The organism is Ferrovibrio sp., assembly GCF_964218355.1.
Lineage (GTDB): Bacteria > Pseudomonadota > Alphaproteobacteria > Ferrovibrionales > Ferrovibrionaceae > Ferrovibrio.
In genome coordinates this window covers 118071-143036 of record NZ_CAXPMC010000026.1, presented here as the reverse complement: position 1 = coordinate 143036, position 24966 = coordinate 118071, and the positions used below count along the sequence as shown (strand labels likewise).

Sequence of the window (24966 nt, the reverse complement as noted above, 5' to 3'; positions counted from 1 at the left end):
GTCAGCTGGTCAGCTCTGCCCAGTGATCTTCCACAAACCGTGACAGGCGCAGCAGCCGGACCACGGCCTCGTCAGCCTCCCATTCGTCAATGCTCGATGGCAGCCCGTGGCCGCCATCGTCGCGCCAATATTTCAGCAGGTCCATCAGATTATGGAATCGGTCGCGCAACTCCTGCGGCTGCTGACCTAGAAGCGCATTCTCCATACGGCGCCGGCCGCTTGCTGACCGGTATTCCCGCACAACGGCCTCGTTGTCCCCCCTCTTCGCTGTCGCCGCGGCCAGAAGAACGGCCTCGGCCGCGGCGCCGCACATCACGCAACAAGCGAGGTTTGCTCCGGCCTGCTTGCAGCGGGCTGCTTCTTCAGCCCTTTGCTTGTACGCAAGGCCGAAACGCTGGGCGTGCCGCTCGATCAGCCGTCCGAACCTGCCGGCATCTGCCGAGATCACCAGATCCCGGTCTTCTGACTTCAGCCACTCGCGCCCGTATGCGGTCAGCGAGTAACCGTTACCGCTGGCACCGTCTTCCGTCGCCTGCCGTCCGATTTCCCGAACATGCGGCCGCAGGATGCCCCGCCGGCATAGTGACCAGGCTGCATCATAGAAGATTGGCGAGAGCCTCTGGGCCTGAGATGAATGACCATGGAATTCGTGCTGCCCTGGCAGCTTACCTGCCAAATATGCATGCAGCACATTTGGCAGGTAGATTTCATAACCGTATGAGCTGTACTCCCCTCGGGTTCGCATCGCCCCCGAGGCATATTCGAGAGTGAACGCTGCTGCGGCGTCCATTGTCAGCTCGTCAGCCATGGCTCCTCTCTTTTCCGTCTCGGAAATGAACCTAGAGTAACTACCGCAGATTCAATCAGCATAGTATCCCTGCAAGCCGCTGCGCTGCATCGCAGTAATACTGGTGGAACTGTGTCAGGGCCCTGGAATCTGCCGTCAGCCCGGCATACCGCCGGAGAACCGGCAGCTGCGCCGCCGCAAATGCTTTCAGGTCAACCCCCTGCAATCGGGGGAGAATCCCGGTGAAGGGCAGGGCCAGCCGGCCGCCGGCCGGTTGCTTGCTCAGCATCTCCAGCTTGCCGACGATGCCGGCGGCCGAGGCGGCGAGGCGGTCCGCATAGGCTTTGATGATCGGCACCTGGTCCAGCAGCATCTGCCGCTCGGCATCGAAATCCGCCCGGTCGAGAATCCTGCCATCCTGGTAGACTAGGGGCGCGGCCTTCGAGATGTCGCAGGCCCAGCCCGCCCGCGGCAGCAGCATGTCCGCCTGGTCGGCTTCATCCTTGTAGGCATAGAAGGGCATGGCACGGCAGCGCACCGGTTTGACGGCATGAATGCCGCAGAGACCTTCCTGCGTCAGTTCCGGGCAGGACGTCTGCGGCGGCAGGTAAGCCATCGGAATGACCTGCACCGCAACCGATTTCCGGCGCGCTATCTGCACCACTGTCCCGAGGCGGGCTGCCATCGCATAGGATGCCGCCCCCGGCTTTATCACGGTCCAGACCATGGCCAGCGGGAAACGGTGGGCATGCTGCAGGGCTTCGTCCAGGGTCAGCGGCAGCATGCCGGTACAGCATTTGCCGCAGGCGGTGCAGGCGAAATGGTGCTGCATCCCGTCAGCTCCGGCCGGCTGCCGCCCGGCTGCCTATGCGCTGGCGCCGCAGCATTTCTTGTATTTCCTGCCGGAGCCGCACGGACAGGGGTCGTTCCGGCCGACCTTTTCCGTCCGGCGCGTTTCCGGCTTCGGCGCGACTTCTCCGCCGGAACAGAGCCAGACGCCATCGTCACGCCGGAACGTGGCGCGCTCGTGATGGACCCGCTGCTCGCCATGCAGCCGGAACCGGGCCGCATACTCGACCATGCCTTCCGTGTCGCCTTCGCCGCCGCCCGCGGTCGCAATGATGCTGAGGCCGGACCAGTGCGCCGCACCGGCCACGCTCCTGGTCTCCGCCGGATCGAACTCCGCCTTCGCCTCGGCGGTCAGCGTGCGTTCCAGATAGCCGATATCGACCTTCGTATAGGCGGTGAAGCGCGCGCGCATCAGAGCCAGTGCCGTCGGGGCTGGCTGTCCGGCAAGCAGCGGGCCGCAGCAGGCATCGAAGCCGAGGCCGGAATCGCAGGGGCATTTCGTCATGGGTGATCTATCTCTGGATATTCCGGATATTGCCTTTCGGCACAGCTTCTCGGAAGAGAATTGGCGCCTGTTCTCCCATCTTAAACTTCAAGAAATACTTCCCCAATCAGTGCACAGCCCTTAGTTCCTGCAGTTTCCAAGACTTTCCGTCGTGTGACAATCGGACCATTCCGAGAGTGCCGATTTCTATCCGCCAGAATGCAGCTGGTGGAGCGCCAAGAACATAAACCAGTGCGGCTCGCATCACTGGTGGGTGCGTCACGGCACAAACTTGACCGCGAAAGGCAGTCAGCGCGTCGAGCCAGCCGATGATCCGGTTCTGGACATCGGCAAAGCTTTCCCCACCGTGTGGTTTGGCATGAAATTCATGCCGCCATTCAGCTAATGCCGCTGGCTCATCCAGTTGCAGGCTGGTGAGCGACTTTCCAGCCCAGCGGCCGTAGTCGCAATCCCGCAATGCTGGATCGATGACAACGCTTCCTGACAATGCTTTTGCTGTCTCTCGTGTTCGTGCCTCTGGAGCAGCACTGAGAGGTTGCCCCAAAGATGCCGGCAAGGACAACGACGCAGCGATCGCCTTGGCGCCAATGAGCACCGCTTCATCAGCTGGAAAGGCAGCCGTCCTGGTGGCAGCGGTGGGAGCATGGGCTATCAGCGTCACGAATATGGCCATGTTCAGTATCGATCCAATTGACAGGATTCCGACCGGCACTTAATCTGCAGGCCGTCAGGAATCGGGGAAGCCGGTGAGATCCCGGCGCGGTCGCGCCACTGTATCTGAGCTGCACTGATGCTGTGTAGTTCTCAAGTCAGACCCCCGAATTCAGGACTTACTCCGTTTTGGGCGCGTTTTCCCAATTGAGGTACCAGATGGCTCAGGTAAGCACCCTTTCCCGCACGTCGACAACCTCCATTCCTTCACTGGACATTGTCTCCGGGCTCCTGTTCGGGACTCTGATGTTGCTTATGCTTTATTTCATCGGAATCGAAGAAGGAGCAGCAACAGTTATCCATGAAGCGGCCATCCACGAATTTGTTCATGATGGTCGTCATCTTCTGGGGATTCCTTGTCATTGACAGAAGGCTGTAGCAAATGCTGCGTCGCCTTCTGGTCCTTGGCCTGCTCGCCGGGGCAATCGCTGGACTTCTGGCCTTTCTTTTTGCGCTGACAGTTGGTGAACCCCAGCTTGATCGAGCTCTTGCATTCGAGAGCCAGTCAATGCAAAGGCATTTGCACCCTGTCGAATCGGAAGTGGTAAGCCGCAGCATTCAGTCCGGGATTGGCCTCTTTGTTGCTGTAGTCGTATTCGGTACAGCGCTAGGCGGGCTTTTTGCGGTGGCGTTCGCATTTGTCCATGGCCGTTTTGGTGATTTGTCGCCGCGGGCGACCTCAGCACTATTGGCCGCGGCCGCCTTCTTCGCTATCGCTCTCGTCCCAGCAATAAAGTATCCGGCCAATCCGCCCTCGGTTGGCTCCCCAGACACCATTGCGGAGCGGACCACCCTTTATCTTGTGACCATCCTCGTCACAATCGCCGGCATGCTGTTCTCTGCGTTCATCGGCAGCCGCTTTCTCACTCGACTTGGCACCTGGAATGCGTCGCTGCTAGGAAGTTCGGTTCTTTTGCTGGTTTTGATTATTGTCCATGCCTTGCTGCCTGCAGTCGGAGATATCGCCCAGCAGTTCCCGGCTGATGTTCTCTGGAATTTCCGAATTGCCTCCATTGGGATCCACCTCATCCTCTGGACAACAATTGGAATTGTTTTTGGTGAGCTAGTCGAGCGCGTTTTATTTCCTCCCTCATCGCGGCATTAGTGGTGCTTAGCAACCAAGGGGCAGGCCGAACCCTGCCTTTCGATCAATAATTTTCGGATTTCGATCTTTCTCCTCGTCGCCGCGTTCAGCTTGCCTGTATCTGCGGCACATAGCACCTCAATCCGGTCTATCCATGTCGGTGAGACCATGATCTGTCACCTGCACGATCCTGGAGTGCAGGTTGTTAATCGCCGGCAAGCCTACTGGCCTTCGATCCGGCATGGCGGCTTTCAGGCCCTGCGCCTGGTCGCCTGGCCCGTGCGCAGACCGCTCCGTCCGCTCGTTCAGAAAAGATCTCCAAGGTCCCAGATCCGCGACAAGGGCAGAAAAGAGACCGGGAACCGAAAGGGCCGCATGGGATGATTTTTATGGCCACAGTATCAACACTGTTGACACGTAGCTTCCCGACTCTGTAGTATCAACAATGTTGAAACGGAGGCCGTCATGCTGGTCACGCTCAAAAAATGGGGAAACAACGCTGCCGTCCGACTGCCGGCCGCGATCATGCAGGCCGCCGGCTTGCGTATCAATGAGCAGCTGGACGTGCGCACCGAAGGCGGCCGGATCATCATCGAAAAGGCGAATCCTTATGACGCCGAACCGCCGGCGATCGATCTCGAGAAGCTGATGGACGGTGTCCGGGCGGAAGACGCCCCTGAGCTTGTGTCCTTTGGCCCCCCAGTGGGCGACGAGGAATGGTGATGACGGACGCAGCTTATATTCCCGACCGGGGCCATCTGGTCTGGCTCGATTTCGACCCCCGCGTCGGAACCGAACAGAGCGGACACCGGCCGGCGCTAGTGCTGTCGCCACTCACCTACAACAAGACCGGCAAGATGATCTGCTGCCCGCTGACAACCAATCCCCGGCCCAACTGGCCGTTCATGGTGGAGATAACCGGCGGCGACAAGGCGTCATTTGCCATTGCAGACCAGCTGCGCTGCGTGGACTGGCGTCACCGAGGCGCCTCCTTCCTCCGCAGGGCAGAGCCGGCGGAGGTCAACAAGGTGCGGGGCCTTGCCCGCGCCCTGCTCTAGCCCAGCCTTCGCCTGCGCGAGAGACTGCACTACCTGCACAACCGCATCGTGAACCCCGTTGCCGGGGGCGAAAAGAAAACCGTACGAGTCCCAACATATGAAGGCCGGCCGTCATCACAGCTGGTCCGGTGTTGCTGAAATGCAGACCAGATTCGATTGAGCACCGCCTCCTCTGCCGAGAAAGCGCCCGGCATACACGTAGCGCAGGAACGGCAACGATCCAGGAAGATCGTGCGCAACCTGGCCCGCAGGTCAGGATCAGCTGGCAGTCTCGTGCAATTGACACAGTCTTTCGATCATGGCGGACTGACGGGAGTAGCCGCATATCTCCGCGACCTTCATCCAGCCTGGTCATGCGAGAACGGTGCCGAGGTATTCAGCAGCAGCAGGACATATCTTGCTGGGCATGCCTGGACTTGCCCACGGGACGGAACCTTGGCGTCGGTTCCCTGATTGAGTCGCGGATCTGCTGATATCGGATGAGCCAGACGCCGCGGTGCCTGCATCCTCGGCCGCGGCGCGCTTCTCGCGTCCCTCGTCCTCACAGGACTGATTTCCGAGACGACGGCGATTTACCTCGCCACAACCCTCCACTGGTAAGGAAGGATAGACCCATGTCCGCCATTAAAGCCGAAATCCCTGAAGTGATCCGGAATGCGCCCCTGAAACGTGGACCGAGATACATGGTCACGCTGCGCGACGGGAACATCGTGATTGCCCGCCGTGACGGTCTGCCCTGCGATCAGTCCGATCTGCAGCGGGCCGGGTTCGTCGACAAGGCTGCCGATCTGCTGCGCGTCCTGAAGCTCTTCATCGACAACGACCCTGAAGCGCTGGCCGAGGCTATCAAGTGCGCCAGGACGGCCGCTGAGTAGGTGGTGCCATGACCACCGACCTTCCCCTCTATGAAGCCGCCCGGCGACATGTCGCCGGCATAGAGTGGAAACAGGACCAGCGGTTTGTCTGTTACAAGCGGTGCAGCGCTGCAAAAGCCCATGTGCTGGTGGCCAGGCCGCGCGGCGCCAGCGCCGGCCGCCTGCCCGAAGCCTGGCCGGTGCTTCTCTACCGAGACCGGGTCAAAGCCGGCACGATCGAGGCCGCAACACTCGCCGGCGCCCTCAGGCTGGCCGATGCGTGGATCACCGACCAGCTGGTCGCCCTGCAGCGCAAGGCGACCTGGCCCGACGCCGGCATCAGCTGAGCAAACCGGCCAGATCCTACCCCCACAGAGATTCCTGTCTTCGCGGACGTCCCATGGCACCATGGGGCCAGGGTCCGCCTCAAGGACGAACGGTTCCCCCAATTTTTCCGGCCAGGGCCGAAAAAATCGGCTCCCCCGTTCGCCGGCAAGCCGGTCGCTGCGCGCTCCCTGACCCGGCCCCCGTCCCCATGGTCGCGTCGTCAAACAGAAGGAGAGACGATCATGAGCACCATCGAGCATATCGAGCAGCTGAAGGCCAAACTGAAGGGCGGTTGCTGGGAGAGCATCGAGGAGAAGGCCGCGATCGAGGCGGAGCTGGCTGATGCCCTCGCGCAGCTGGCCGTCTAGGCGGCCGGCCGGCGGCGTCCGAAGGGGCGCCGCCTTTTCTAACTTGATACCCGGCGTGGGCTGCTCATCAAGAGCGCGCGAAGGCAATCAGGTCTGAAACGTCGTGCCCGACCGCTTTCAAGAGGGCTGCCATATATCGGGCGCGGGTATTGCCCTGCTGAGACAGCAACTCAGGCTCGCCGGCACTCGCCCAGGTGAAGCGTTCTGCACCGAGCCTGACCGCCAACAGGTCGGCCATCATCCGCGACCACCGGCCATTGCCATTCGGAAACGGATGTATCGATACCAGGCTGACATGAAAGCGCACGGCGATCTCATCGACCGGGAAACTTTTATAGTCGCGCCATGCCCTGGCTTCATCCAGCGCGGCCCGGAGCCGGACTGGAATTTCGTATGAGTCCACCCCAATGCGGCGCTTGTTCTCCCGGCTGAACGTTCCAGCCCAGCTCCATACATCGCCAAACATACGGCGATGCAGCTCTATCACAAACGCCTCGGCAAGGAGTCCGCCGCGGCGCCGCCAGGCCCAGGCCGCGCCTTTTGCGATATTGTCGAATTCGGCCTGATTGAGCTCGTGACGGTAGGTTATGTCCGGCAACCGCAGGCCGAGACGTTCGTCAGGGCTGAGTGGGGAAGCATGCTCGTCGACCTCATCGAACAGATTCACGGGTCAACCTTGGCGTCCCACAGGGAGCGTTCGTCGAGGTTTTCCTGGATGTAATACTGAATGCGCAGCTCGTCTTTCAGATCGATCGCCTGATCCTCTAGGGCCATGGTCGTATTGACCGCCGCTAGCGCTTTCAGCGCCACCTTGCGCGCGCGCGTTTCCACAATCTTGCGCAGACTCTTCTCCTTGTTGTTTGGGATGAAGGCGTAGACCAGCTGGCAATCCAGAGCGAGGGCGAGTTGCGCAAGGCTGTCGATCTGGATGCGCCCCAACGCCTCGTTCTTTTCCAGCTCCAGAATTGACTGAGATCTCTTCCCCACCCGATTTCCGAGCTGCCGTGTAGACAGCCCCAGCGCCGTCCTGACTGCCTTGATCCAGCCCTTTGGGGGGACAGCAAACCGCTCGGCCGAGGGGAACTCGGCAAAGCGTGCGTCCAGTCGTTGGCGAGAACTCTGTTTAAGTGAGTTCCAAGGCATTTTCGACCTTATCTACAGGCTGTAGCCTGTCAAATAGTAGTTTGATTACAGGCTTTATCCTGTAAATACCTCAATTTATAACAGGCTATACCCTGTCGATCAATAATATAATTACAGGCCATACCCTGTCAAAATATCAAGGGCTATGGGTGAGACCAAGGAGAAGCCCACGATGCGCTTAAAGACCGGGAACGGGGGCTAAGCCCCGCTTCCCGTTCAGGGCAGACGGTCACGCCGCTTTTGCCGGCGACCGCTGGCATCGATTCCCGCAGCTTCCATCGCTGCCCATCCCCTGGCGAGATACGGACTGGCATTGGGCTTCGCGTCCGGCCGCGACAGGCCCAGACGGAAGCCCTTCATGTTCACGACCTCGGGATGGCTACGGCTACCCTGGCCGAACCAGCGAAGACAACCAGCCCTTCGAATGGCAGGTCCGGAAAGTTCTCCCGCATCGCCATCAGATGCCCGTAGTTCTGGCGCAGCGGATTGTAAAAACGGAACCGTTGGCCGCCCAGTATCTGGGTCCAGTCCTGGTTGCTCTCCCATCCCTTGATGGTCCCGCTGTAGTTCTTTACCTCGATCACAAAGAAGCTGTCCCCGATCCAGGCCAGCACGTCGATCTGATACGGGCGGCCGTTGGCGCCGATCAGCCGAACATCCCGCACGTGCGAGATTCCGTGCCACCTCAGCTGGCGGCAGACCCGGGATTCCCCCCCGCCAGCCACGATACTGCGGCTTGAAGATGTTCCAGGCGATGATGAGGACGACGAAAGCCCCGATGGCAAACACGTACATGGCGCAGCGGTCCCGATACTCGATTCCGGCCAGGGCCGGTGACAGATCCGGCTTCATCGCCTCCATCATCTTCTTCTGAGTGACGATGATAGCCATCGCGAGCGGGTCATCGAGGGCGCCATAGGTGAGAAAATCCTTCCAGGTCCGGAAAGCCTTCACAGCCAGCGATTCCTTCTTTTTCGCGGCACGTCCGACCAGATCCCGACGCCACAGACGGCCCTGACCCGGATGGCGCGTGACCGGCCGCAACCGATAAGAGCGCTGCGGCCGATCCAGAGTCCTGGCCGGCTTCTCGAAGGGACCGAACTTCTTCTCCAGCTCGCCTTTCGAAAAGGACCGATCGAGGGCACTCGCCTTCATGGCCTCCTTCCCGCGCTTGTTGGCAATCACCAGACCGTTGCCCCGCAGGCGAAGCTCCAGATCGTACTTTGAGAACGCCTTGTGCAGATCCTGCCAGCCTAGAGCCTGGTCCTTGGCCTTCAGCAGCTCGTCCCGACGCTCACGCACAAAAGTGTCGAAGCTCTGTTCCAGGTATGCGCTTCCTTGTCCCGCGCCCTGGTGGCACTGCGATCGGCTTTGTCCTTGTCGCTACGCCCGAGGTCGACTTTCATGCCATGCTTCAGATCCATGGCCCTCGAAACCTGTTCGAGCGTCCTGAAATCCCGATACGGCGTATGCACTTTCAATGAAGTCGAGCGCACCTTGTTGAACGCAACATGCATGTGAAAATTGTCGGTGTTCACATGCGTAGCGACGACACGCTGAGTGGCGGAGTGCCTGTACCGTCTTGTGCACCATCTATACTTCCATCAAGAATAGTCTCCGGGATCAGCACTTCAGTTGATGATGGTGGTCATTGGCGGCGTTGCCGGCGCCGTCTTCGGATATAAAGTGCAAGTGCTCAATGGCCCTCAATCCACCCTCTGGGAGATCGCAGGCGCTGTTGTCGGCGGACCCTTCATGGGTTTTCTCTTCATATACGTTCCGGTCTACATGCTCATCACGAAGCTTCTGGCATTCGATGATCAGAGGAAGTGACCGGCATTCATGGCTTCATTTGTCCGAATAGGCACAGCATTCTGTGCTTTTCTCCTGGCGGGATTTTCTGGCAGCGAGAAGCTGTGGGAGCTCGAATACCGAGGTTCCTGAGTGCCGTCATCGATAGAAATCATCGGCGCCGGCATCATCCTGGTGCACACCACGGAACCTGTCCTCGATGAGACGTCGACGGATATAGCGATACCCACCGGCACAAGCGACACCTGCGCCATGGGCTCGGCCATCAGGACGCGTACCAAATAGCCTGCCTGATGCCCCTTCTTCTTCGGAACCTCTTCTCTCAGATATCGATTTCTCTCAGACATCGATCGAGCGCCTGATGCAGGGTGGTGCGCTCGGCTTCGGAGCGGTCGACAAAACCGTCCGCGCGATTTCCGATTCAATCGTCAGGCGAAACTTCGCCGCCTCCGCCCTGGTGCGGAAACTGCGGACAATCGTCGGGAGCCCTTGCGGCGAATCCGCAATGTGTAGCCGGCGCCGCGCCTGGTGATACTGGCCATGATCCTCTTCCCTGGCTGGCCGTCAGCTGGACGGCCGGCCTAGTCAAGAACGGCGGCTGCGACACCGTCACTGGAAGCCAGTGGAGCAAATTTGGAGCAAACCGGCATCCGGCCGATCGGCCGAACAAACAAAAAGCCCGCCAAGATCTTGATCTGGCGGGCTTTCGATTGGTTGCGGGAGCAGGATTTGAACCTGCGACCTTCAGATTATGAGCTAGAATTGGGGAGCGGAGCAAACATGAGAACAAACTCTCTCATAATCGAGGCCGCTACGGGGAGCAGGTCAGCACTTCCGGAACAGCTCGGCCAAGTCGCCATCAAAAGCTGTAACGCAAAGGCACTTTTTCGAAAATCCCAGCCAAAAGTCCCAGCCAGAGATTCTGGCCAGACTGCCAACTTAGCTAAGTGCTTGGGAAAATGGCGCGCCCGAAGAGATTCGAACTCCTGACCCCCAGATTCGTAGTCTGGTGCTCTATCCAGCTGAGCTACGGGCGCGCAGGCCGCGAAACCGCGACGGGGGCGGAACCTACTCAATTCGGGGGGGCCGCGCAAGGGGCAAGCCAACACCATCTGAAATTGCCGCAAGCCCCGGATTCTACAGGCAGATGGTGCTTGCGGGTCCGCCGGGCCACCCCTAGAATACAGGCGGTCGTCGCAGGATGCTCCGGGGTGGGATTCGCTGCCGGGCAATTGTGACGGCTGGGGGGCCTTCTGGCCACAAAGCGACTGATGACAATAGCAAACGCGAGATGGCGTGGCATGGCACATCCTGTTCGTAATCCGGCGCAGCGGTCCGGTGGTCGGTTTCCGGTCAATGCCCTGGGCACTGCCGGCGCTGTGGGCCTTGCCCTGCTCCTGTCCGGCTGCTCCTACGTGTCGGACGAACTCTGGCCGTCGCTTGCCGGCGAAGATCCGGCTGCACCGCCCACCGTCAGCCAGCCGATTCCGGCCTCGGCCGCCGAGAGCAATCCGCAGCCGACCCTCAGCCCGCCGCTTATGGGCAGCACCAATTTTGTCGTACCGGGCGTCACGCCGGGCCAGGCGACCGGCACCTATGTGGGCCAGAAGGTACAGCAGATGCGCGGTGAACTCGGCCAGCTGCAGCAGGCCGTGACCCAGCGGAACCAGCAGCTGCAGGGCATCCGCACCACCGCGACGCAGAACTCCCAGCGCTATCATGGCCTGGTCGCCGCCGTCAGCACCCGCCTGCAGATGGGCACCACCCCGGGCAATCCGATCCTGCTCAGCCAGTGGAATGCCGCCCAGGTCGATCTCGACAAGATGGCCGCCGATGTCGCCCAGCTGTCGAACCTTGGCAACCAGGTCGCTTCGGATTCGGCGATGTCGACCTATCTGCTGCAGGCGATCAAGTCGACCTACAGCCTGTCCGGCGCCATCGACGAGGATCACCGCCAGCTGGCCGTGCTTGAGGACGAGACCGCCAAGACGGTCGTGCTGATTGACCGCCTGCTTGGCGAACTGAGCCAGGATGTTGCCCGCCAGTCGAATTATATCGGCAGTGAACGCACAAACCTGACCGCGCTGTCCGCCGCTATCAAGCAGGGTGAATTGCTCGGCCCCGCGCTCGGCACCCGTGCTGCTTATTACGCCGGCAATCAGCAATATGCTGCCGCGGCTGCCGCGCCGGTTGCCACCGATGGCCGCACGCCGCTGGTGGTGATCCGCTTTGATCGCGCCGATGTGCCTTACCAGCAGGCCCTGTACAATGCCGTGTCGCAGGCCCTCGCCCGCAAGCCGAACGCGATGTTCGATGTGGTGGCCGTGGCCGCCGGCGGCAGCCAGGCCCAGACCGCCAGCAACCAGAACCAGGCTCGCCGAAATGCCGACCGCGTGCTGCGCTCGCTGGCCGATATGGGCCTGCCGGCCAGCCGGGTGAATGTCACGGCCGGCAGCAATGCCCAGCTGGCAGCCAACGAGGTGCAGGTTTTCGTGCGCTGACCGGCACGCCGCACCAGCCAGAGCACCAGACGAAAAAACCCGCCGGATTTCTCCGGCGGGTTTCTTGTTTCCGCGATCCTGTTATTTCCAGGACACCGCCGACAGGTCGTTCACGAAGATCGGCGCGCCGGTCCAGAAACCGGTGACGCCGGCTTTGTAAACGCCAATGCGCGGCAGGTTGTAGAGGAAGCCGACTACGGCATCCTCGGCGATCTGGCGCTGCAGAGCCTGCAATGCCCTGACCCGCTCTGCCTTGTCCAGTGTCGAGTCAGCCTTGGCGATCAGGTCCTGCGCCGCCTTGCTGTCGTACTGCCAGTAATAGGTCGGATCCGCGAATTTCACATAGTCGTTAGGTTCGACATGGCTGATGATGGTCAGGTCGTAGTTCTTGTTCTTGAACACGCCATCCAGCCACTGCGCCCATTCCATATTCTCAATCTTCGCGGTGATACCGACATCCGCCAGCAGAGCCGCGATCACCTCACCAGCCCGGCGGGCATAGGGCGGTGGTGGCAGCTTCAGGGTCAGTTCGAGGTTGCTGACGCCAGCCTCCTTCAGCAGGGCCTTCGCCTTGGCCGGGTCGTAGGGATACTTGCCGGTCATGTCGACATAGGCTGCATCATGCGGCGGGATCCAGCTGCCAATTGCCTTGCCGTAGCCGGAATTGACGCCATCGATAATCGCCTTGCGGTCGATCGCATGCGAGATGGCGCGACGCACCCGTACGTCATCAAGCGGCTTGCGCTTGTTGTTCATGGTCAGGATGGTTTCACCCTCGGTCGAACCGATGGTGACCATGAAGCGCTTATCCTTCTCGAACTGGGGGACATTCTCGCCGGTAATGCCGATCGGCACCGCGTCGAGATCGCCCGCCAACATCGCGGTAACCATGGCGCCTGCATCCGCAATGAAACGGAACTTTGCCGTCTTGATCTGGATCGCCCTGGCATCACGGTAACTCTTGCTGGCGACCAGCGTGGCGGAATCGCCCTTGACCCAGTTCTCCAGCACATAAGGCCCGGTACCGACCGGTTTTGTGGCATTGGTTGCCGCCGATTCCGGCGCCGTGATGACCGCGGTGTTTTCACCCAGACTGAACAGCAGCGTCGGGTTGGCGCTCTTCAGCGTGATGACCACGGTTTTCGCATCCGGCGTCTCGATCTTCTCCATATTGGCGAAGACCGCCTTGCGCTTGTTGGTACTTTTTTCCCCGGCATAGGTCTCGAAAGAATATTTGACATCAGCGGAATCGAAGGCTGTGCCATCGCTGAATTTGACCCCGGATTTCAGCTTGAAGGTAAAGGTCTTCATATCGGGCGACACCGTCCAGCTGTCGGCCAGCAGCGGCGCCACGTCACCATTCTCCCTGATGCGGGTCAGGCCCTCGAAAATATTCATATGGGTGATCTCGCCGATCGCCGCGGCCGGCGCGATGGTCGGGTCGAGACCCGGCGGCTCAAGAGCCATGCCGATAACAATCGCATCCTTTTTGCCCTGCGCGGCAGCGCCCCCGGTGTGCCCGGCGATTCCAAGACCGGCGGCCACGCCTGCAACGGCACCCAACATCTTCCAGCGGATCATGAACCCCTCCTCCGTTTCTGAACTGCGATACGACAAATCCTCACCTGTCCGGCCGCATTACCTGGCCGGCACTGGCTGCACCGTCCTGAGGCGCGGCGGCCCAGACACCACGGGCCACAGCCCGCGCCACGCAATCAGCTGCTATGCTGCCAACCCGGGCAATCAGCCAGGATCGCGTCGCGTCGCCCCCGGCATCCTGCCATGCGCCGGTCGCCAGGGCAAAGAGCGTGTCGCCGTCGAACGGCGTGTGCACGGGCCGGATGGCGCGCGCCAGGCCGTCATGGGCCATGGTTGCAACATGGCGCAGGGCCGCCTTGTCCAGCACGGCATTGGTGGCCACGATGCCGATACAGGTATGCCCCCCGGTGACCGGCGGCCCGATCCGCGCCTCGGCAGCAATACCCAGATCCAGGCCGCCCGGCGCCAGCCCGAGACCATGACCGCCAAATTCACCGTCCTGTTCATATGGCGCTGCCCAGAAGCCGCGGTTGCCGGGGGTGAGCACACTGCCGACAGGGTTGACCGCCACCATGGCGCCAACCATCAGGCCATCGTCTTCCACCCAGGAGACACTGCCCAGGCCGCCTTTCAACTTTGCCGCCCTGGCGCCGAAACCCGCACCGGTATCGCCCAGCGAAAAACCATTGGCAGTGGCCGCAGCACAGGCCTCCCACCCGAGCCGCCGGTAGGGCGGTTCATCCCCCCAATCTTTGTCGCCGCCGTTTGTCAGGTCGAACAGAATGGCGGCCGGTACGATCGGCACCAGCCGGTCATGCACGGCAAAGCCCCGCCCAGCCCGGGCCAACCAGTGCGCCACGCCGGAAGCCGCATCCAGTCCGAAAGCCGAGCCCCCGGAGAGGCAGATGGCGTCAACCGCCGGCATCGATGCTTCTGGTCGCAGCAGGTCGGTTTCGCGGGTACCGGAGCCGCCACCACGCACATCCACCGAGCAGGCGGCCCGCTGATCGGGTAACAGCACCGTTACGCCGCTGCGCAGTCGCTCGTCTGCGGCATGGCCAACCTTCAGGCCTGGAATGTCGGTGATGAGATTCTTCGCTCCAGGCCTGCCCATGATGCCATCCTGTCCTTAGCCGCCGGCACCAGGCAGGACCCGGTGCCGGCGAGGGACAGAATGCGCGCCAAGGGCGGCCGTCGCAACCAGCGGCTTAGAGATTCTCCGCCTTCGGCCCCTGGTTCAGCGGGTAGCCATAAACCTTATCCAGCGGCATGGCTGTCGGGTCGATGGCATGGACCGCCAGTTTCCCCCCCATGCAAGCGCCCTCGAAACTGCCGACATTCAGGCCGGTATAAATCCAGTCCCCCGCCAGCACGAGATTTTTAAATCCGGAATCCCAGGCCTTCAGACGATATTGTGTACTGCCCGGCGGCGAGGTGGTGTAGCGCTCGGTCGGATCGATATTCGGCTTCCAGAACTGCTGCTCAAGGCGCTTGACGCCAAGAGTCTCCGCGTCCTTTTCAAGGCAGATCAGCTCCGAGAAGTCGAAGCCAATTGGATCTCCCGGCGGATTGACGACATTGGTGACCGCCTTGGGCAGCAGGGCCCCCATACAAGCCTGCAGATACTGTTGGGCCTGATTCTTCACGCGGGCATATTCCCGCTTCGGGTAATCATGGTCGCTGAAGGGTGGCTGCGGATCGTATTGCGGCGTCGCACCGGAGAAATACAGCAGCGACTGCGGCATGTTGTCGGTTGGCCAGGTCTCAACCGGAATCAGGTCAGAGAAGTCGGCCACGCCGTCGATCGGATTGACGAAGGTGGCGCCGATCAGGCGGTCATAGTTCTGGAAATCGAAGGGCAGGCCCATCTGCTTCAGCGTGCGCTTCATCCAGATCTGCAGAGTCTGGGTCTGCACTGTCTTGATTGCATCGACCATCTGCGGCCATTTCGGGTTGGCCTGCATCAGCTGCGGCGCCAGAACCGGCAGGGCTCCGATGGCGATCGCATTGATCACGGTATCGAAGTCGCGGCCGGCCTTCAGCCGCTTTTCGGCCACCGGCTTCCAGGGCGTCCAGTAGGATTCGATATCGACACCGGCCGATTTCATGGCCTCACCTTCCACCAGCTGCTCGTAGCGCGGCCGGTCCGGCCACACCGGCAGGGTCTTGCCATCGTATTTTTCCAGCGGCAGATTGATCAGCGGGTCATACCCTGCGGAAGGATCTTTCGGAGTGGCCTGGATGTCGAAGACGATTTCGTCGACCGCATTCCCGCCAGCATTGGCGGTGATCTCGCGTACCTTGTGGAACAGCTCGAACTTTACCCCGAGCCGCTTGAGCACCAGATACAGCGGCGCCACCACGGTGTCGCCAGTGCCGGCCGCGAACAACCAGCCGAAAGATCCGAGATAGGCAAATTCACGCAACGTCCAGTGCAAATAGGCGCCCGCCGCCATGGCCGGAGGCCGCGTGGTGTCGCCATCAGGATACTGGTACGACAGGTTGGGCGTATTCATGCTCAGCGGCGAAGAAATCGTCAGCATGGTGCCGCCATGGCGGGCGAACCAGTCGGAGAAATTCTCATTGTCGAGCTGGTCAAAACCCTTGTTAATGACGTCGTCCTTGATAATGCCGCGCATCATCGTCAGGAAATAGTCGATGGTGACATAGAGGTGCCGCAGGGTATCGTTATCAGCGATCAGTTTCTCGATCTGGCGCTTGAACCAGTCCCAGAATTCCTCAATGGCTGCCAGCAGCGGCCCGCCTTCCCCGCGCGCCACCGCCTCGGCACGGTCAGTCAGGCGCTTGACCAGAGCCTTGGCAAGCCCCGTTTCTAGGCCTGCCGCGGCAAAGGACGGTGCATGATGCTCGAACAGCCGTCCCATGAAGGCGATCACGGCCTCAATCCAGTGCCGCAGGGTTGGCAGCGATTCCGGTTCCCATGGTTTCAGATCGTTGCGCGGCATCGTGAGTTTCCAGTTCACCCAGCGATAATCGCGGAACTCCCAGCAGAGAATCGAATCGATCGGGTAGAAGGCCTCCTCGAAACTGGCCAGCGGTTCGCCTGGTTTGCGGTCCAGCAGGCGGTAGGCTTCGGTGACCATCGACAGCGTGTTGTAATAGCTGCCGAGGAAGCCATGGATGCCGTGCTCCTCGATGCGGTTCCCGAATTGCGGGTTGCGGCCGGTGGCGCATTTCCCGCCCAGCCGCCAGCCCAGACAATAGACGGTGATCTCGTAGCGCTCCTGTGCATCCGGCTGCGAGGCCAGGTAAAAGGCACTGGTCAGCGCGGACACGCCGCCGCCGAGGATGGCGATTTTCTGCTTCTTGCTGTCTGACATGATCCCCCTCTTTTGCCTGTATCATATGGCAGAAGTGGTATTCTTGTCAGGAAGTGTTACCTACAGGTGAAGATGAAATAACGGTCGGGGGGCAATGCTACCGGCACAGGCTGTGGTTGCAGTTGCGGGTTATCCAATCGCTGATCGCTCAGGATCAGGGCGCCGGCCGCAGCCAATGGCGGGATCAGCCGGCTCATCAGCCGGACCTGCCGCGCATTCGCTTCGGGATCGCCAAGGCCGGCATCATAATGGATCAGGACTGCGGCCGCCGGGTGCTGCCGGGCGAATGCGGGCAGACTCTCGGCGAATTCCCCGAGAACCAGACGATCGGCCGGCGGTACCGAGCGCGGATTGGCATTGTTGGCCCGGTCGAAGGCATAAATCTCGCGGTCTGGCAGCTTTTCCCGCAGATGGTCATAGGTTCGCCCGTTACCGAGGCCGATTTCAAGAATGAGACCGGAGCCAGGCAACAGGATGCCGGCAGCCCAATCCAGCAGGCTGCGCTGCGCCTGCAGGCGCCGGATGAAGCTGTCAAGACGGCTCATGTACGGTCAGGATTTCTGCCGGGCTTCGCGCAGGTCGGTGGTGGTGCGCTCCAGGCGGTGCGCCAGCACCCGCATGATTTCGATCGCGATCTGAGGAAAATCGGTCACCAGCCGGAAGAACAGATCCTTCTCGATCCGCAGGGTTGTCACCTCGCTGGCGGCCACGACCGAGGCGGTGCGCGGCACGTCGCACAGGATGGCAATTTCGCCAACAAAATCATTCTGCTTCAGCCGTGCGACCTTCAGCGGGCCGGTCGGCGTATCCACCGTGACATCTGCCTCGCCGCCGACAATGACGAAAGCGGCATCCCCCGGGTCGCCCTGGCGGAACAGTGCATCGCCCGGCTTGTAGGTCAGGCGCTGGCTGGTGAATGCCAGCAGTTTCAGCTTGGCTGGCTCGATCTTGGCGAATAACGGGATACGCCGCAGCAGTTCGACTTCCTCATTCAGGCTCATGGTCTCTTCCCCATAGCGGTATCCTGCGGGTGCCGGTCATGCCGGCGCCAGAAGTTGCTGGAAGCGGCCCTGGCGGTCGCACAGATCCGCGTATTTTCCGCTCTGCACAAGGCGGCCATCCTCAATCACGAGGACAAGATCGAAACCTTCGCAATCGGCCGCGCGCTGCAATGACCAGACAAGGCCGGCATCCTTCCTGGCATCCAGGATGCCGCGCATCATTGCGGCATGGCTGCGGGGGTCGAGCGCGGCAGTCGCTTCCGACAGCATCAGCCAATCAGGCCGCTTGATGATGGAGCGGGCGATGGCCAGCTTCTGCCGCTGGGCCGCACCCAGCCGGGCGCCGGCAATACCCACCTCGAAACTGAAGCCGACCTCAATGATCGGCTCGCGCAGCTCCATCTGGGCCACGACATCTGCCATAACCCGGCCGATCTTTTCCTGCGCCTGCGCCTGGCCGTAGGCTACGCGACCGAACAGGATGTTATCGACGATGCTGGAGCCGGCGGTGAAGTGCTCCGGATCAAAGAATGCAACCGACCCGGCCCGCTCGGGTGGCAGCGTGCTGGAAAAAATACTGCGTGCCTTGAGGATCGCGGCGCGCTCGGCCTCGTCGAAATGCCCGAGACGGTGACGTGCCAGGACCAGCTTGAAAGGCAGCGACATCAGCCGCGCGCGATCCGTATCCGGCAATTGGTCGAGATCACCCGGCCTGGCACGAACCAGCAGGTCCTTATAGTCCGGCAGGTCATCGGACGAGATGAAGCTGAACTGCTGGAAGAATTCGTGATCCGGCGGCAGGTCGGCAAAGAGTTCGACCATGGTGCTGGCCACTTCATAGCCGATCTCGAGAAACCGGGCCCGCAGGCCAACGGCATCCAGCACAGACAATACATGCGGATCGCGGGCCAGGTTATCCTCCTGGTAAACGACATCGCGTGCGGTGCCAAACATCAGGTTTTCTGCCACCGTGGCGTTGCTGTTATACTGTTTCGGATCCCAGCTCTCGACCAGATCGGCCAAAGCCCCGTTCGTCAGTTCGGTACGAAAGGCGCGGCGGGCATTCAGAATGCGCTGGGCAAGGTCCGGATGTCGCTCCGGATCAATACTGCCGCGCATGCCGAGCTGGAATACATCCTCGTCGAAAGCCGCGACCTTCAGCGCCTCGATTGCACGGGCTGTCAGCGCGGTAGGAGCATCGGCGCCTGCGGCCGCATAGTCCACCCAGTCGGCATCCGGATCGTAGGGAGAGTTCCCCGAGGCGATCGCCTCGCCCAGCTCCCGCTCATAGCGACGACGTGCCTCAGCCTCACGTTTGACTTCCCGCAACGGCCGGTGCTGCAGGCCAAGGAACAGGTTTTCGCCCAGGCTCATGTTAAATATATGGGCGGCGCTGCCGATATAGGACAGGCGTCGACCGGTCACCGTCTCAGGCAGCTCGCCAAGATTTTGCTCGTTGATCAGGATTTTACCGCGGTCGGGATCAATGGTCCGCGCCAGCAGCTGCAGCAGTTCATCCCGGCCATGGCCACCGACCACGGCCACCCGCGCCGGCCATGGCAGTGCAACAGTCAGGTTGTCGATGACCGGATTATCCTGGTCGTCATGCAGCGTGACCGCCGCAATCGAAATCGGCCCGCGCAGATCGACCGGCGTCTCCGGCTCGACCGCCTGGTATTCCGGCGGCCGCAGACCTTCCGGCTCGAACTGCGTGATGATCTGGTCGTATTTCTGCTTGGCGTCCTCACGATTCTGGTAGTGGTTCAGTAATTCCTTCCACGGAGCCGCCATTTCCTTGTGCGCACTGACCGCGGCAACCACCGTGCCGACATCAAGATGACCGCGGATCGCGAGATAACCACCAATTGAATAGAAGAAAAACGGCCCCAGTTGCTGAATAAAGTTGTTCAGAAACTTGATCATGAACTTGCGCTGGAAGATTTCCACGCGGATCCAGTAGCTGATACCCAGCCGGCGGGTGAACTCCGCCTGCATACGCGCCGAATAGTCATGGGTATGCACTTCATACATGCCGCTGACCGTCTCGCCGATACGGTCCGCCAGCCGGCGCTGGTTCCTGATCCGCTCGCGCCCCAGTGCCCGCACCTTGGCCTGCATGCGGGGGACGAAATAGAACTGGATCGGATACAGGGCGACGGCCGCCAGGCCCATCAGCGGGTTCTGGATCATCAGAAAGGAAAAGATCACCAGCAGCATGCCGCCCTGGAAAATCGGCAGCGCGAAGCTCTCGCCAATAAAGCCGCCGATCGGCTCCACTTCGGCCACCACCATCGGAATGATCTCGCCCTGGCTGGTGCGACGGAAGGTCGGCAGCGGGAACCGCAGCATCTGCGCATACAGATCATAGCGCAGGCGGCGCAGCATCCGTTCGCTGGTCACTCCCTGGAAAAAATTGATCGCGTATTTGAACGCCTGCTGGACCAGCACCAGACCGAGAAACCCGAAGCAGAGCAGCAGCAGGTAGTCGGTGTTGTCGAGGCTGAAGAAGCCCAGCCCGAAGAGATCGAGCGGATAGCTGATATCCTTGCCCTGGATGCCCTGGTTGACGATCGCCTTGGGCATGCTCAGGTAGTAGTAATAAGGGATGAAGGATGCCATCGACAGCACGGTGATGATCACCTGCTGCTGCAGACTGTGCTTCAGGATAAACCGGTAAAGATTCTTCTCCAAAGGCACCCCCTGTTCCGGCGAACCTTAGCCCAGTCCGGCCGGGGCGCCAATCGCCGCAACAGAAACGGAACGATTTGAGGAAACACCTCCGGCTCAGGCCCTTGGCCTAGGACGGAGGGCTGTGCCATAGTCCCCCCGAGCGGTCCCAAGGGGGGTCCCAGCATGGTTTCGCGCAGCGACGGCACCCGTGTGCTGATCTACAGCCACGACACCTTCGGCCTCGGCCATCTGCGCCGGTGCCGCACCCTTGCGCATGCCCTGGTGGAACGCCACAAGGACATGTCGGTTCTGATCCTGTCCGGCTCGCCCATCATCGGCAGCTTCGATTTCCGCAGCCGGGTTGATTTCGTTCGCATCCCGGGCGTCATCAAGCTGCGGGACGGCCAATACACCTCGCTGAATCTGCCTATGGATATCGAGGAAACCCTGAAAATCCGCGCCGAGATCATTCAGCATACGGCCCGCATTTTCGACCCCGATATCTTCATTGTCGACAAGGAACCGCTTGGTCTGCGGGGCGAGGCGCTGGAAACCATGAAAATGCTGAAGGCCCGAGGCACCCGTCTGGTGCTTGGCCTGCGCGATGTCATGGACGAACCGAGCCTGCTGGCCCCGGAATGGGAACGCAAGAATGTTATGCCGGCCCTGAAAACCCTGTTCGATCAGATCTGGGTCTACGGCTTGCCACAATTCTGCGATCCGCTGGAAGGGATCGCCCTGCCCGACCGGGTGCGACGCAAGGTGGTCTATACCGGCTACCTGCCCCGGTTCTCCCAGGAAACCCCGCCGGAGCACCAGCTGCCGGAAATGACCCAGCGGCCTTTCCTGCTGGTAACGCCGGGCGGGGGCGGCGACGGAGAAGGGCTGATCGACTGGGTTCTGAAAGCCTACGAGAGCAGTGAGATCCTGCCCTACCCGGCCCTGCTGGTGCTGGGCCCCTTCATGCATCGCGAGCGGCGCGGCGAATTTCTCAGCCGGGTCGCCCGTCTGCCGCGCGTCGAAGCCATCACCTTTGACGCCCATATGGAACACTTGGTCCAGAATGCCGTTGGGGTTGTGGCGATGGGAGGCTACAACACCTTCTGCGAGATATTGTCTCTGGACAAGCGGGCAATCATCGTGCCGCGCAAGCGGCCCCGTATGGAGCAGTTCATCCGCGCCAGCCGGGCACAGGAACTGGGCCTCGTTCGCATGCTGGAAGACGACGAGGTTTATGATCCTGCCGTGATGGCTGCGGCGATCCGCGGCCTGCCACGTCAGCCGCAGCCGTCGGAAGTCGTGATTCCCGGACTGCTGGAAGGCCTCGACAATGTCGACCGTCTGGTTCAGCCGTGGCTGCGCCCAGCCTCGTCGATGGCCAATGTGGTCGAACTGCGCGGCTGACGCGCTTCACCTCCGGCCGCCGGAACAAGTGGACAATCCATGGTGCGTACTCAGCCGGTGCCGGTCGCCTTCATCCTGAAGGGCTATCCGCGCCTGTCGGAAACATTCATCGCTCAGGAAATCGCGGCCCTTGAAGCCCGCGGCCTCGACATCCTGATTGTCTCATTGCGCCATCCGACTGACCGCAAGCGCCATGCCCTGCACGACCACATCCGGGCACCGCTGCTGTATCTGCCGGAATACCTGTACCAGGAACCGCTGCGCGTGCTGCGTGCCTGGTGGCGGGTCCGGCGCCTGCCCGGTTACCGGAAAACCCGCCGGCTGTGGCTGCGTGACCTTGTACGCGACCTGACACCCAACCGGGTTCGCCGTTTCGGCCAGGCCGTCGTGCTGGCCGCCGAATTGCCGGAACAGTACCACTGGCTGCACGCTCATTTCATCCATACCCCTGGCTCAGTGGCCCGCTACACTGCACATCTGCTTGACCTGCCCTGGAGCGCCTCAGCCCATGCGCGCGACATCTGGATCACCCCGGAATGGGAAAAGCGGGAAAAGCTGGCGGACAGCCACTGGATGGTGACCTGCACCGGCCACAACCTGACCCACCTGTCGGCGCTGGGTGGCTCCGGCAAAGTCACGTTGGCATACCACGGGCTCGATTTTGACCGGTTCCCGGAACCGCCTCGCCGGCTGGACCGGCGAGACGGCCAGGACCCGGCCCAACCGGTGCGCCTGCTGTCGGTTGGTCGCGCCGTCGAGAAAAAGGGCTACGATATTCTGCTGGATGCGCTGGCACAGCTATCCGGCGACCTGCACTGGACATTGACCCATATTGGCGGCGGACCACTGCTGCCGGACCTCAGGGCGCGGGCCGAACGGCTGGGCATCGCCGACCGCATAACCTGGGCCGGATCGCAGGCGCAGGAAGCGGTGATTGCCGCCTATCGTGAGGCGGATGCCTTTGCCCTAGCCTGCCGCCGTGACCGCGATGGCGACATGGACGGCCTTCCCAACGTGCTGATGGAAGCCCAAAGCCAGGGGCTACCCTGTGCAACCTCGGCCATCTCGGCGATTCCGGAATTCCTGATCGATGGCCAATCCGGCCTGCTGGTGGAGCCGGAGAATGCCGAGGCAATGGCTGTGGCGCTGAACCGGCTGATCGTCGATCCCGGTCTGCGCGAACGACTGGGGCAGGCCGGCGCGGCGCGGGTCCGCGCGCATTTCGGCATGGCGGCCGGGATAGAGGTCCTGGCCCGGCATTTCGGTCTTGCCGGCTGATCCATGCGCATCGGCTTCTACGCCCCGCTCAAGCCACCTGACCATCCGGCTCCGTCCGGAGATCGCCGGGTCGCCCGACTGCTGATCGAGGCTCTGGAGGGCATGGGACATGCCGTCGAGCTGATCTCCAGCCTGCGCAGCTACAACAGGGATGGCGATCCGGCAGTGGAGAATGCCACTTCGGCAGCGGCCGCTGACGAGGTTCGCCGCATTGCGCAGGACTGGGAAAGCGGCAACCGGCCGAAGCCCGCCCTGCTTTTGACCTATCACGTTTACCATAAGGCCGCCGACTATATTGCGCCGGCGCTGCAGCAGCGGTTCGGGCTGCCTTATGTGATCGCGGAGCCTTCCGTGGCTCCAAAGCGCGAGAATGGTCTCTGGGCCGCCGGCTATGCCCAGGCCGGACACGCCATCCGTTCGGCCGATACCCTGCTGGCGATGACAACACTGGATCGCGCCTGTCTGGCAACCTATGCCGGCGCCGCAAAAGTCAGCCTCTTCCCTCCCTTCCTGGATCCTACCCCCTTTGCCGCTGCCGCGGCAGACCGGCCTGCATGGCGTATCCGCATGGCCGAACAGTTCGGATTGCAGACCGATCGCCCATGGCTGCTGTCTGTCGGCATGATGCGGCCGGGCGACAAACTCGCCTCCTTCCGCCGGCTGGCCGAAACCCTGCTGCTGGCTGCCGGCCGGCCCTGGCTGCAGATCGTCGTTGGCGACGGGCCGGAACGCGCGGCAGTCGGCAATGCCTTCGCTGCGCTGGGCGATCGGGTGGTGTTCACCGGGCAACTTGAACAGGCGGCCCTTGCCGGATTGTATGCTGCCGCCGATCTCTGCATCTGGCCGGCAGTGAATGAAGCCTATGGTATGGCACTGCTGGAGGCGCAGGCGGCAGGCCTGCCAGTATTGTCGGTGAATACCCGCGGTGTTCCGGATATCGTCCGCCACGGCGAAACCGGCTGCCTCGCCACCGATGACCGCCCTGAAACACTGGCCGCTGCACTGGACGGCCTGCTGGCCGATACGGCAGGCAGGCAGGCCATGTCGAAAGCCGCCCGTGTTTTGGTGGCGCGACATCTGTCAATCACGGCCGCGCAGGAACGGCTGGCCGCCACCTTTGTGCGCCTGGGGCTGCCGGCATGATCCGTCTCGCTCTTCTGCGTCACGGCGCTACGGACTGGAATGCAGCGGGCCGCCTGCAAGGTCGCGCTGATATCGCCCTGTCTCCGGCCGGCCGGGAACAGCTGGCCGGCCGCAGTCTGCCGCCGGCTTTCCGGCAACGGCACTGGTATACCAGTCCGCTGCAGCGCGCCGCCGGTACCGCTGCGGTTCTTGGTATCGCAGCCGACATCGAGCCGGCACTGATCGAAATGGACTGGGGCGAATATGAAGGCCGCAGTCTTTCCGAATTGCGGGCGCTGGATGGCGTGCACCTAGCCGCCAACGAAGCACGCGGACTGGACTTCCAGCCCCCCGGCGGAGAAAGTCCGCGCCAGGTTCAGGCTCGCCTGCGACCCTGGCTGCAACGGCTGGCCGCCACCGGAGAGGATGCCGGTGCCGTCACCCATAAAGGCGTGATCCGGGCCTTGCTTGCCGAGGCGTATGGCTGGCCGATGCTTGGCAAGTCCCCGGTACGGCTGGATTGGCAATGCCTGCATGATTTTCGTATCACTGCCGATGGCCGGCCCGAGCCGCTGGCCATGAATATACCCCTCGCCTGAAGCCGGAGCCCCT

Annotated in this window: 27 protein-coding genes, 1 tRNA gene, 2 pseudogenes and 1 riboswitch; of the genes and pseudogenes, 13 read left to right on the top strand and 17 right to left on the bottom strand. The window is 61.7% G+C overall.

Going from position 1 to position 24966, the window contains the following annotated elements:
* Window position 1: 1 nt before the first annotated feature.
* The 4 genes from ACEQZY_RS18705 to ACEQZY_RS18690 all read right to left on the bottom strand — a co-directional run bounded on the left by ACEQZY_RS18705 (window position 2) and on the right by ACEQZY_RS18690 (window position 2814).
* Window positions 2-808, bottom strand: a complete 807-nt coding sequence (locus ACEQZY_RS18705) for a hypothetical protein (protein WP_370156414.1) — start codon at window positions 806-808, stop codon at window positions 2-4.
* Between the two features lie 55 nt (window positions 809-863).
* Window positions 864-1619, bottom strand: coding sequence for a YkgJ family cysteine cluster protein (locus ACEQZY_RS18700; protein ID WP_341702118.1), 756 nt, complete (start codon window positions 1617-1619; stop codon window positions 864-866).
* A gap of 33 nt (window positions 1620-1652) precedes the next feature.
* Complete coding sequence (locus tag ACEQZY_RS18695; protein ID WP_370156412.1) at window positions 1653-2141, bottom strand: YchJ family protein; 489 nt, start codon at window positions 2139-2141, stop codon at window positions 1653-1655.
* A 106-nt stretch (window positions 2142-2247) separates the two neighbouring features.
* Window positions 2248-2814, bottom strand: a complete 567-nt coding sequence (locus ACEQZY_RS18690; RefSeq protein WP_370156410.1) for a histidine phosphatase family protein — start codon at window positions 2812-2814, stop codon at window positions 2248-2250.
* An 11-nt stretch (window positions 2815-2825) separates the two neighbouring features.
* Window positions 2826-2979, top strand: a riboswitch (cobalamin riboswitch).
* Between the two features lie 32 nt (window positions 2980-3011).
* Here ACEQZY_RS18690 and ACEQZY_RS18685 point away from each other — a divergent pair.
* From ACEQZY_RS18685 to ACEQZY_RS18655, 7 genes are all read left to right on the top strand, one after another.
* Window positions 3012-3218: a CbtB-domain containing protein gene (locus ACEQZY_RS18685; RefSeq protein WP_370156408.1), complete on the top strand. Its 207-nt coding sequence runs from the start codon at window positions 3012-3014 to the stop codon at window positions 3216-3218.
* 16 nt (window positions 3219-3234) lie between these two features.
* A complete protein-coding gene (locus tag ACEQZY_RS18680) occupies window positions 3235-3957 on the top strand; it encodes a CbtA family protein (protein WP_370156406.1) in 723 nt (240 codons plus the stop codon).
* A 444-nt stretch (window positions 3958-4401) separates the two neighbouring features.
* Complete coding sequence (locus ACEQZY_RS18675) at window positions 4402-4659, top strand: AbrB/MazE/SpoVT family DNA-binding domain-containing protein (protein WP_341702113.1); 258 nt, start codon at window positions 4402-4404, stop codon at window positions 4657-4659.
* A complete protein-coding gene (gene mazF / locus ACEQZY_RS18670; RefSeq protein WP_370156404.1) occupies window positions 4659-4994 on the top strand; it encodes an endoribonuclease MazF in 336 nt (111 codons plus the stop codon). Before ACEQZY_RS18675 ends, mazF begins: the two co-directional genes overlap by 1 nt.
* Window positions 4995-5608: 614 nt before the next feature.
* A complete protein-coding gene (locus tag ACEQZY_RS18665; RefSeq protein WP_370156402.1) occupies window positions 5609-5869 on the top strand; it encodes a hypothetical protein in 261 nt (86 codons plus the stop codon).
* A gap of 8 nt (window positions 5870-5877) precedes the next feature.
* A complete protein-coding gene (locus ACEQZY_RS18660; RefSeq protein ID WP_370156400.1) occupies window positions 5878-6195 on the top strand; it encodes a hypothetical protein in 318 nt (105 codons plus the stop codon).
* Window positions 6196-6417: 222 nt separating this feature from the next.
* Entirely contained in the window at window positions 6418-6543 is a 126-nt protein-coding gene (locus ACEQZY_RS18655) for a hypothetical protein (RefSeq protein ID WP_370156398.1), read from the top strand.
* A gap of 67 nt (window positions 6544-6610) precedes the next feature.
* Here ACEQZY_RS18655 and ACEQZY_RS18650 read toward each other — a convergent pair whose 3' ends face one another.
* The 5 genes and pseudogenes from ACEQZY_RS18650 to ACEQZY_RS18630 all read right to left on the bottom strand — a co-directional run.
* Entirely contained in the window at window positions 6611-7210 is a 600-nt protein-coding gene (locus tag ACEQZY_RS18650) for a mobile mystery protein B (protein WP_370156396.1), read from the bottom strand.
* Window positions 7207-7686 (bottom strand): mobile mystery protein A, encoded by a 480-nt coding sequence (locus ACEQZY_RS18645; protein ID WP_370156394.1) that lies wholly within the window; start codon window positions 7684-7686, stop codon window positions 7207-7209. The genes ACEQZY_RS18650 and ACEQZY_RS18645 overlap by 4 nt, the downstream gene beginning before the upstream one ends.
* A 362-nt stretch (window positions 7687-8048) precedes the next feature.
* Window positions 8049-8351, bottom strand: coding sequence for a nuclease-related domain-containing protein (locus tag ACEQZY_RS18640; protein WP_370156577.1), 303 nt, complete (start codon window positions 8349-8351; stop codon window positions 8049-8051).
* Window positions 8352-8829: 478 nt separating this feature from the next.
* Window positions 8830-8988: pseudogene (locus ACEQZY_RS18635) on the bottom strand (relaxase); the annotation flags it as partial.
* A pseudogene (locus ACEQZY_RS18630) lies at window positions 8961-9242 on the bottom strand (relaxase/mobilization nuclease domain-containing protein); the annotation flags it as partial. The pseudogenes ACEQZY_RS18635 and ACEQZY_RS18630, both read right to left, overlap by 28 nt.
* A gap of 82 nt (window positions 9243-9324) precedes the next feature.
* On the opposite strand from ACEQZY_RS18630, the gene ACEQZY_RS18625 reads away from it, so the two are divergent.
* Window positions 9325-9519, top strand: a complete 195-nt coding sequence (locus tag ACEQZY_RS18625) for a hypothetical protein (RefSeq protein ID WP_370156392.1) — start codon at window positions 9325-9327, stop codon at window positions 9517-9519.
* Here ACEQZY_RS18625 and ACEQZY_RS18620 read toward each other — a convergent pair.
* Both ACEQZY_RS18620 and ACEQZY_RS18615 read right to left on the bottom strand, forming a co-directional pair.
* Window positions 9507-9845, bottom strand: coding sequence for a hypothetical protein (locus ACEQZY_RS18620; RefSeq protein ID WP_370156390.1), 339 nt, complete (start codon window positions 9843-9845; stop codon window positions 9507-9509). The two genes, ACEQZY_RS18625 and ACEQZY_RS18620, sit on opposite strands and share 13 nt — an antisense overlap.
* Window positions 9846-10458: 613 nt before the next feature.
* A tRNA-Arg gene (locus tag ACEQZY_RS18615) sits at window positions 10459-10535 on the bottom strand.
* 264 nt (window positions 10536-10799) lie between these two features.
* Here ACEQZY_RS18615 and ACEQZY_RS18610 point away from each other — a divergent pair.
* Complete coding sequence (locus tag ACEQZY_RS18610) at window positions 10800-11999, top strand: hypothetical protein (RefSeq protein ID WP_341701872.1); 1200 nt, start codon at window positions 10800-10802, stop codon at window positions 11997-11999.
* Window positions 12000-12080: 81 nt separating this feature from the next.
* On the opposite strand, the gene ACEQZY_RS18605 is transcribed toward ACEQZY_RS18610, so the two are convergent.
* The 6 genes from ACEQZY_RS18605 to ACEQZY_RS18580 all read right to left on the bottom strand — a co-directional run bounded on the left by ACEQZY_RS18605 (window position 12081) and on the right by ACEQZY_RS18580 (window position 20571).
* The gene (locus ACEQZY_RS18605) at window positions 12081-13580 is read right to left on the bottom strand and encodes an ABC transporter substrate-binding protein (RefSeq protein WP_370156388.1); all 1500 of its coding nucleotides are present in this window, start codon (window positions 13578-13580) and stop codon (window positions 12081-12083) included.
* Between the two features lie 40 nt (window positions 13581-13620).
* On the bottom strand, window positions 13621-14652 hold the full coding sequence (locus ACEQZY_RS18600) for a P1 family peptidase (RefSeq protein ID WP_341701870.1): 1032 nt from the start codon (window positions 14650-14652) through the stop codon (window positions 13621-13623).
* Between the two features lie 94 nt (window positions 14653-14746).
* A complete protein-coding gene (locus ACEQZY_RS18595; protein WP_341701869.1) occupies window positions 14747-16879 on the bottom strand; it encodes an NAD(P)-binding protein in 2133 nt (710 codons plus the stop codon).
* A 56-nt stretch (window positions 16880-16935) separates the two neighbouring features.
* On the bottom strand, window positions 16936-17424 hold the full coding sequence (locus tag ACEQZY_RS18590; RefSeq protein ID WP_341701868.1) for a class I SAM-dependent methyltransferase: 489 nt from the start codon (window positions 17422-17424) through the stop codon (window positions 16936-16938).
* 6 nt (window positions 17425-17430) lie between these two features.
* Window positions 17431-17880, bottom strand: a complete 450-nt coding sequence (locus ACEQZY_RS18585) for a cyclic nucleotide-binding domain-containing protein (RefSeq protein ID WP_341701867.1) — start codon at window positions 17878-17880, stop codon at window positions 17431-17433.
* Window positions 17881-17916: 36 nt separating this feature from the next.
* Window positions 17917-20571 carry an ABC transporter transmembrane domain-containing protein gene (locus ACEQZY_RS18580; protein WP_370156385.1) on the bottom strand — a complete coding sequence of 885 codons (2655 nt, stop codon included), beginning with the start codon at window positions 20569-20571 and terminating at the stop codon, window positions 17917-17919.
* Between the two features lie 162 nt (window positions 20572-20733).
* Here ACEQZY_RS18580 and ACEQZY_RS18575 point away from each other — a divergent pair, with 162 nt between their 5' ends.
* The 4 genes from ACEQZY_RS18575 to ACEQZY_RS18560 are packed head-to-tail and all read left to right on the top strand — an operon-like array spanning window position 20734 to window position 24953.
* Entirely contained in the window at window positions 20734-21954 is a 1221-nt protein-coding gene (locus ACEQZY_RS18575) for a glycosyltransferase (protein WP_341701865.1), read from the top strand.
* A gap of 39 nt (window positions 21955-21993) precedes the next feature.
* Window positions 21994-23232: a glycosyltransferase family 4 protein gene (locus tag ACEQZY_RS18570; RefSeq protein WP_341701864.1), complete on the top strand. Its 1239-nt coding sequence runs from the start codon at window positions 21994-21996 to the stop codon at window positions 23230-23232.
* A gap of 3 nt (window positions 23233-23235) precedes the next feature.
* Window positions 23236-24375 (top strand): glycosyltransferase family 4 protein, encoded by a 1140-nt coding sequence (locus tag ACEQZY_RS18565; RefSeq protein WP_370156383.1) that lies wholly within the window; start codon window positions 23236-23238, stop codon window positions 24373-24375.
* A complete protein-coding gene (locus tag ACEQZY_RS18560) occupies window positions 24372-24953 on the top strand; it encodes a histidine phosphatase family protein (protein WP_341701862.1) in 582 nt (193 codons plus the stop codon). The genes ACEQZY_RS18565 and ACEQZY_RS18560 overlap by 4 nt, the downstream gene beginning before the upstream one ends.
* Window positions 24954-24966: the final 13 nt, after the last annotated feature.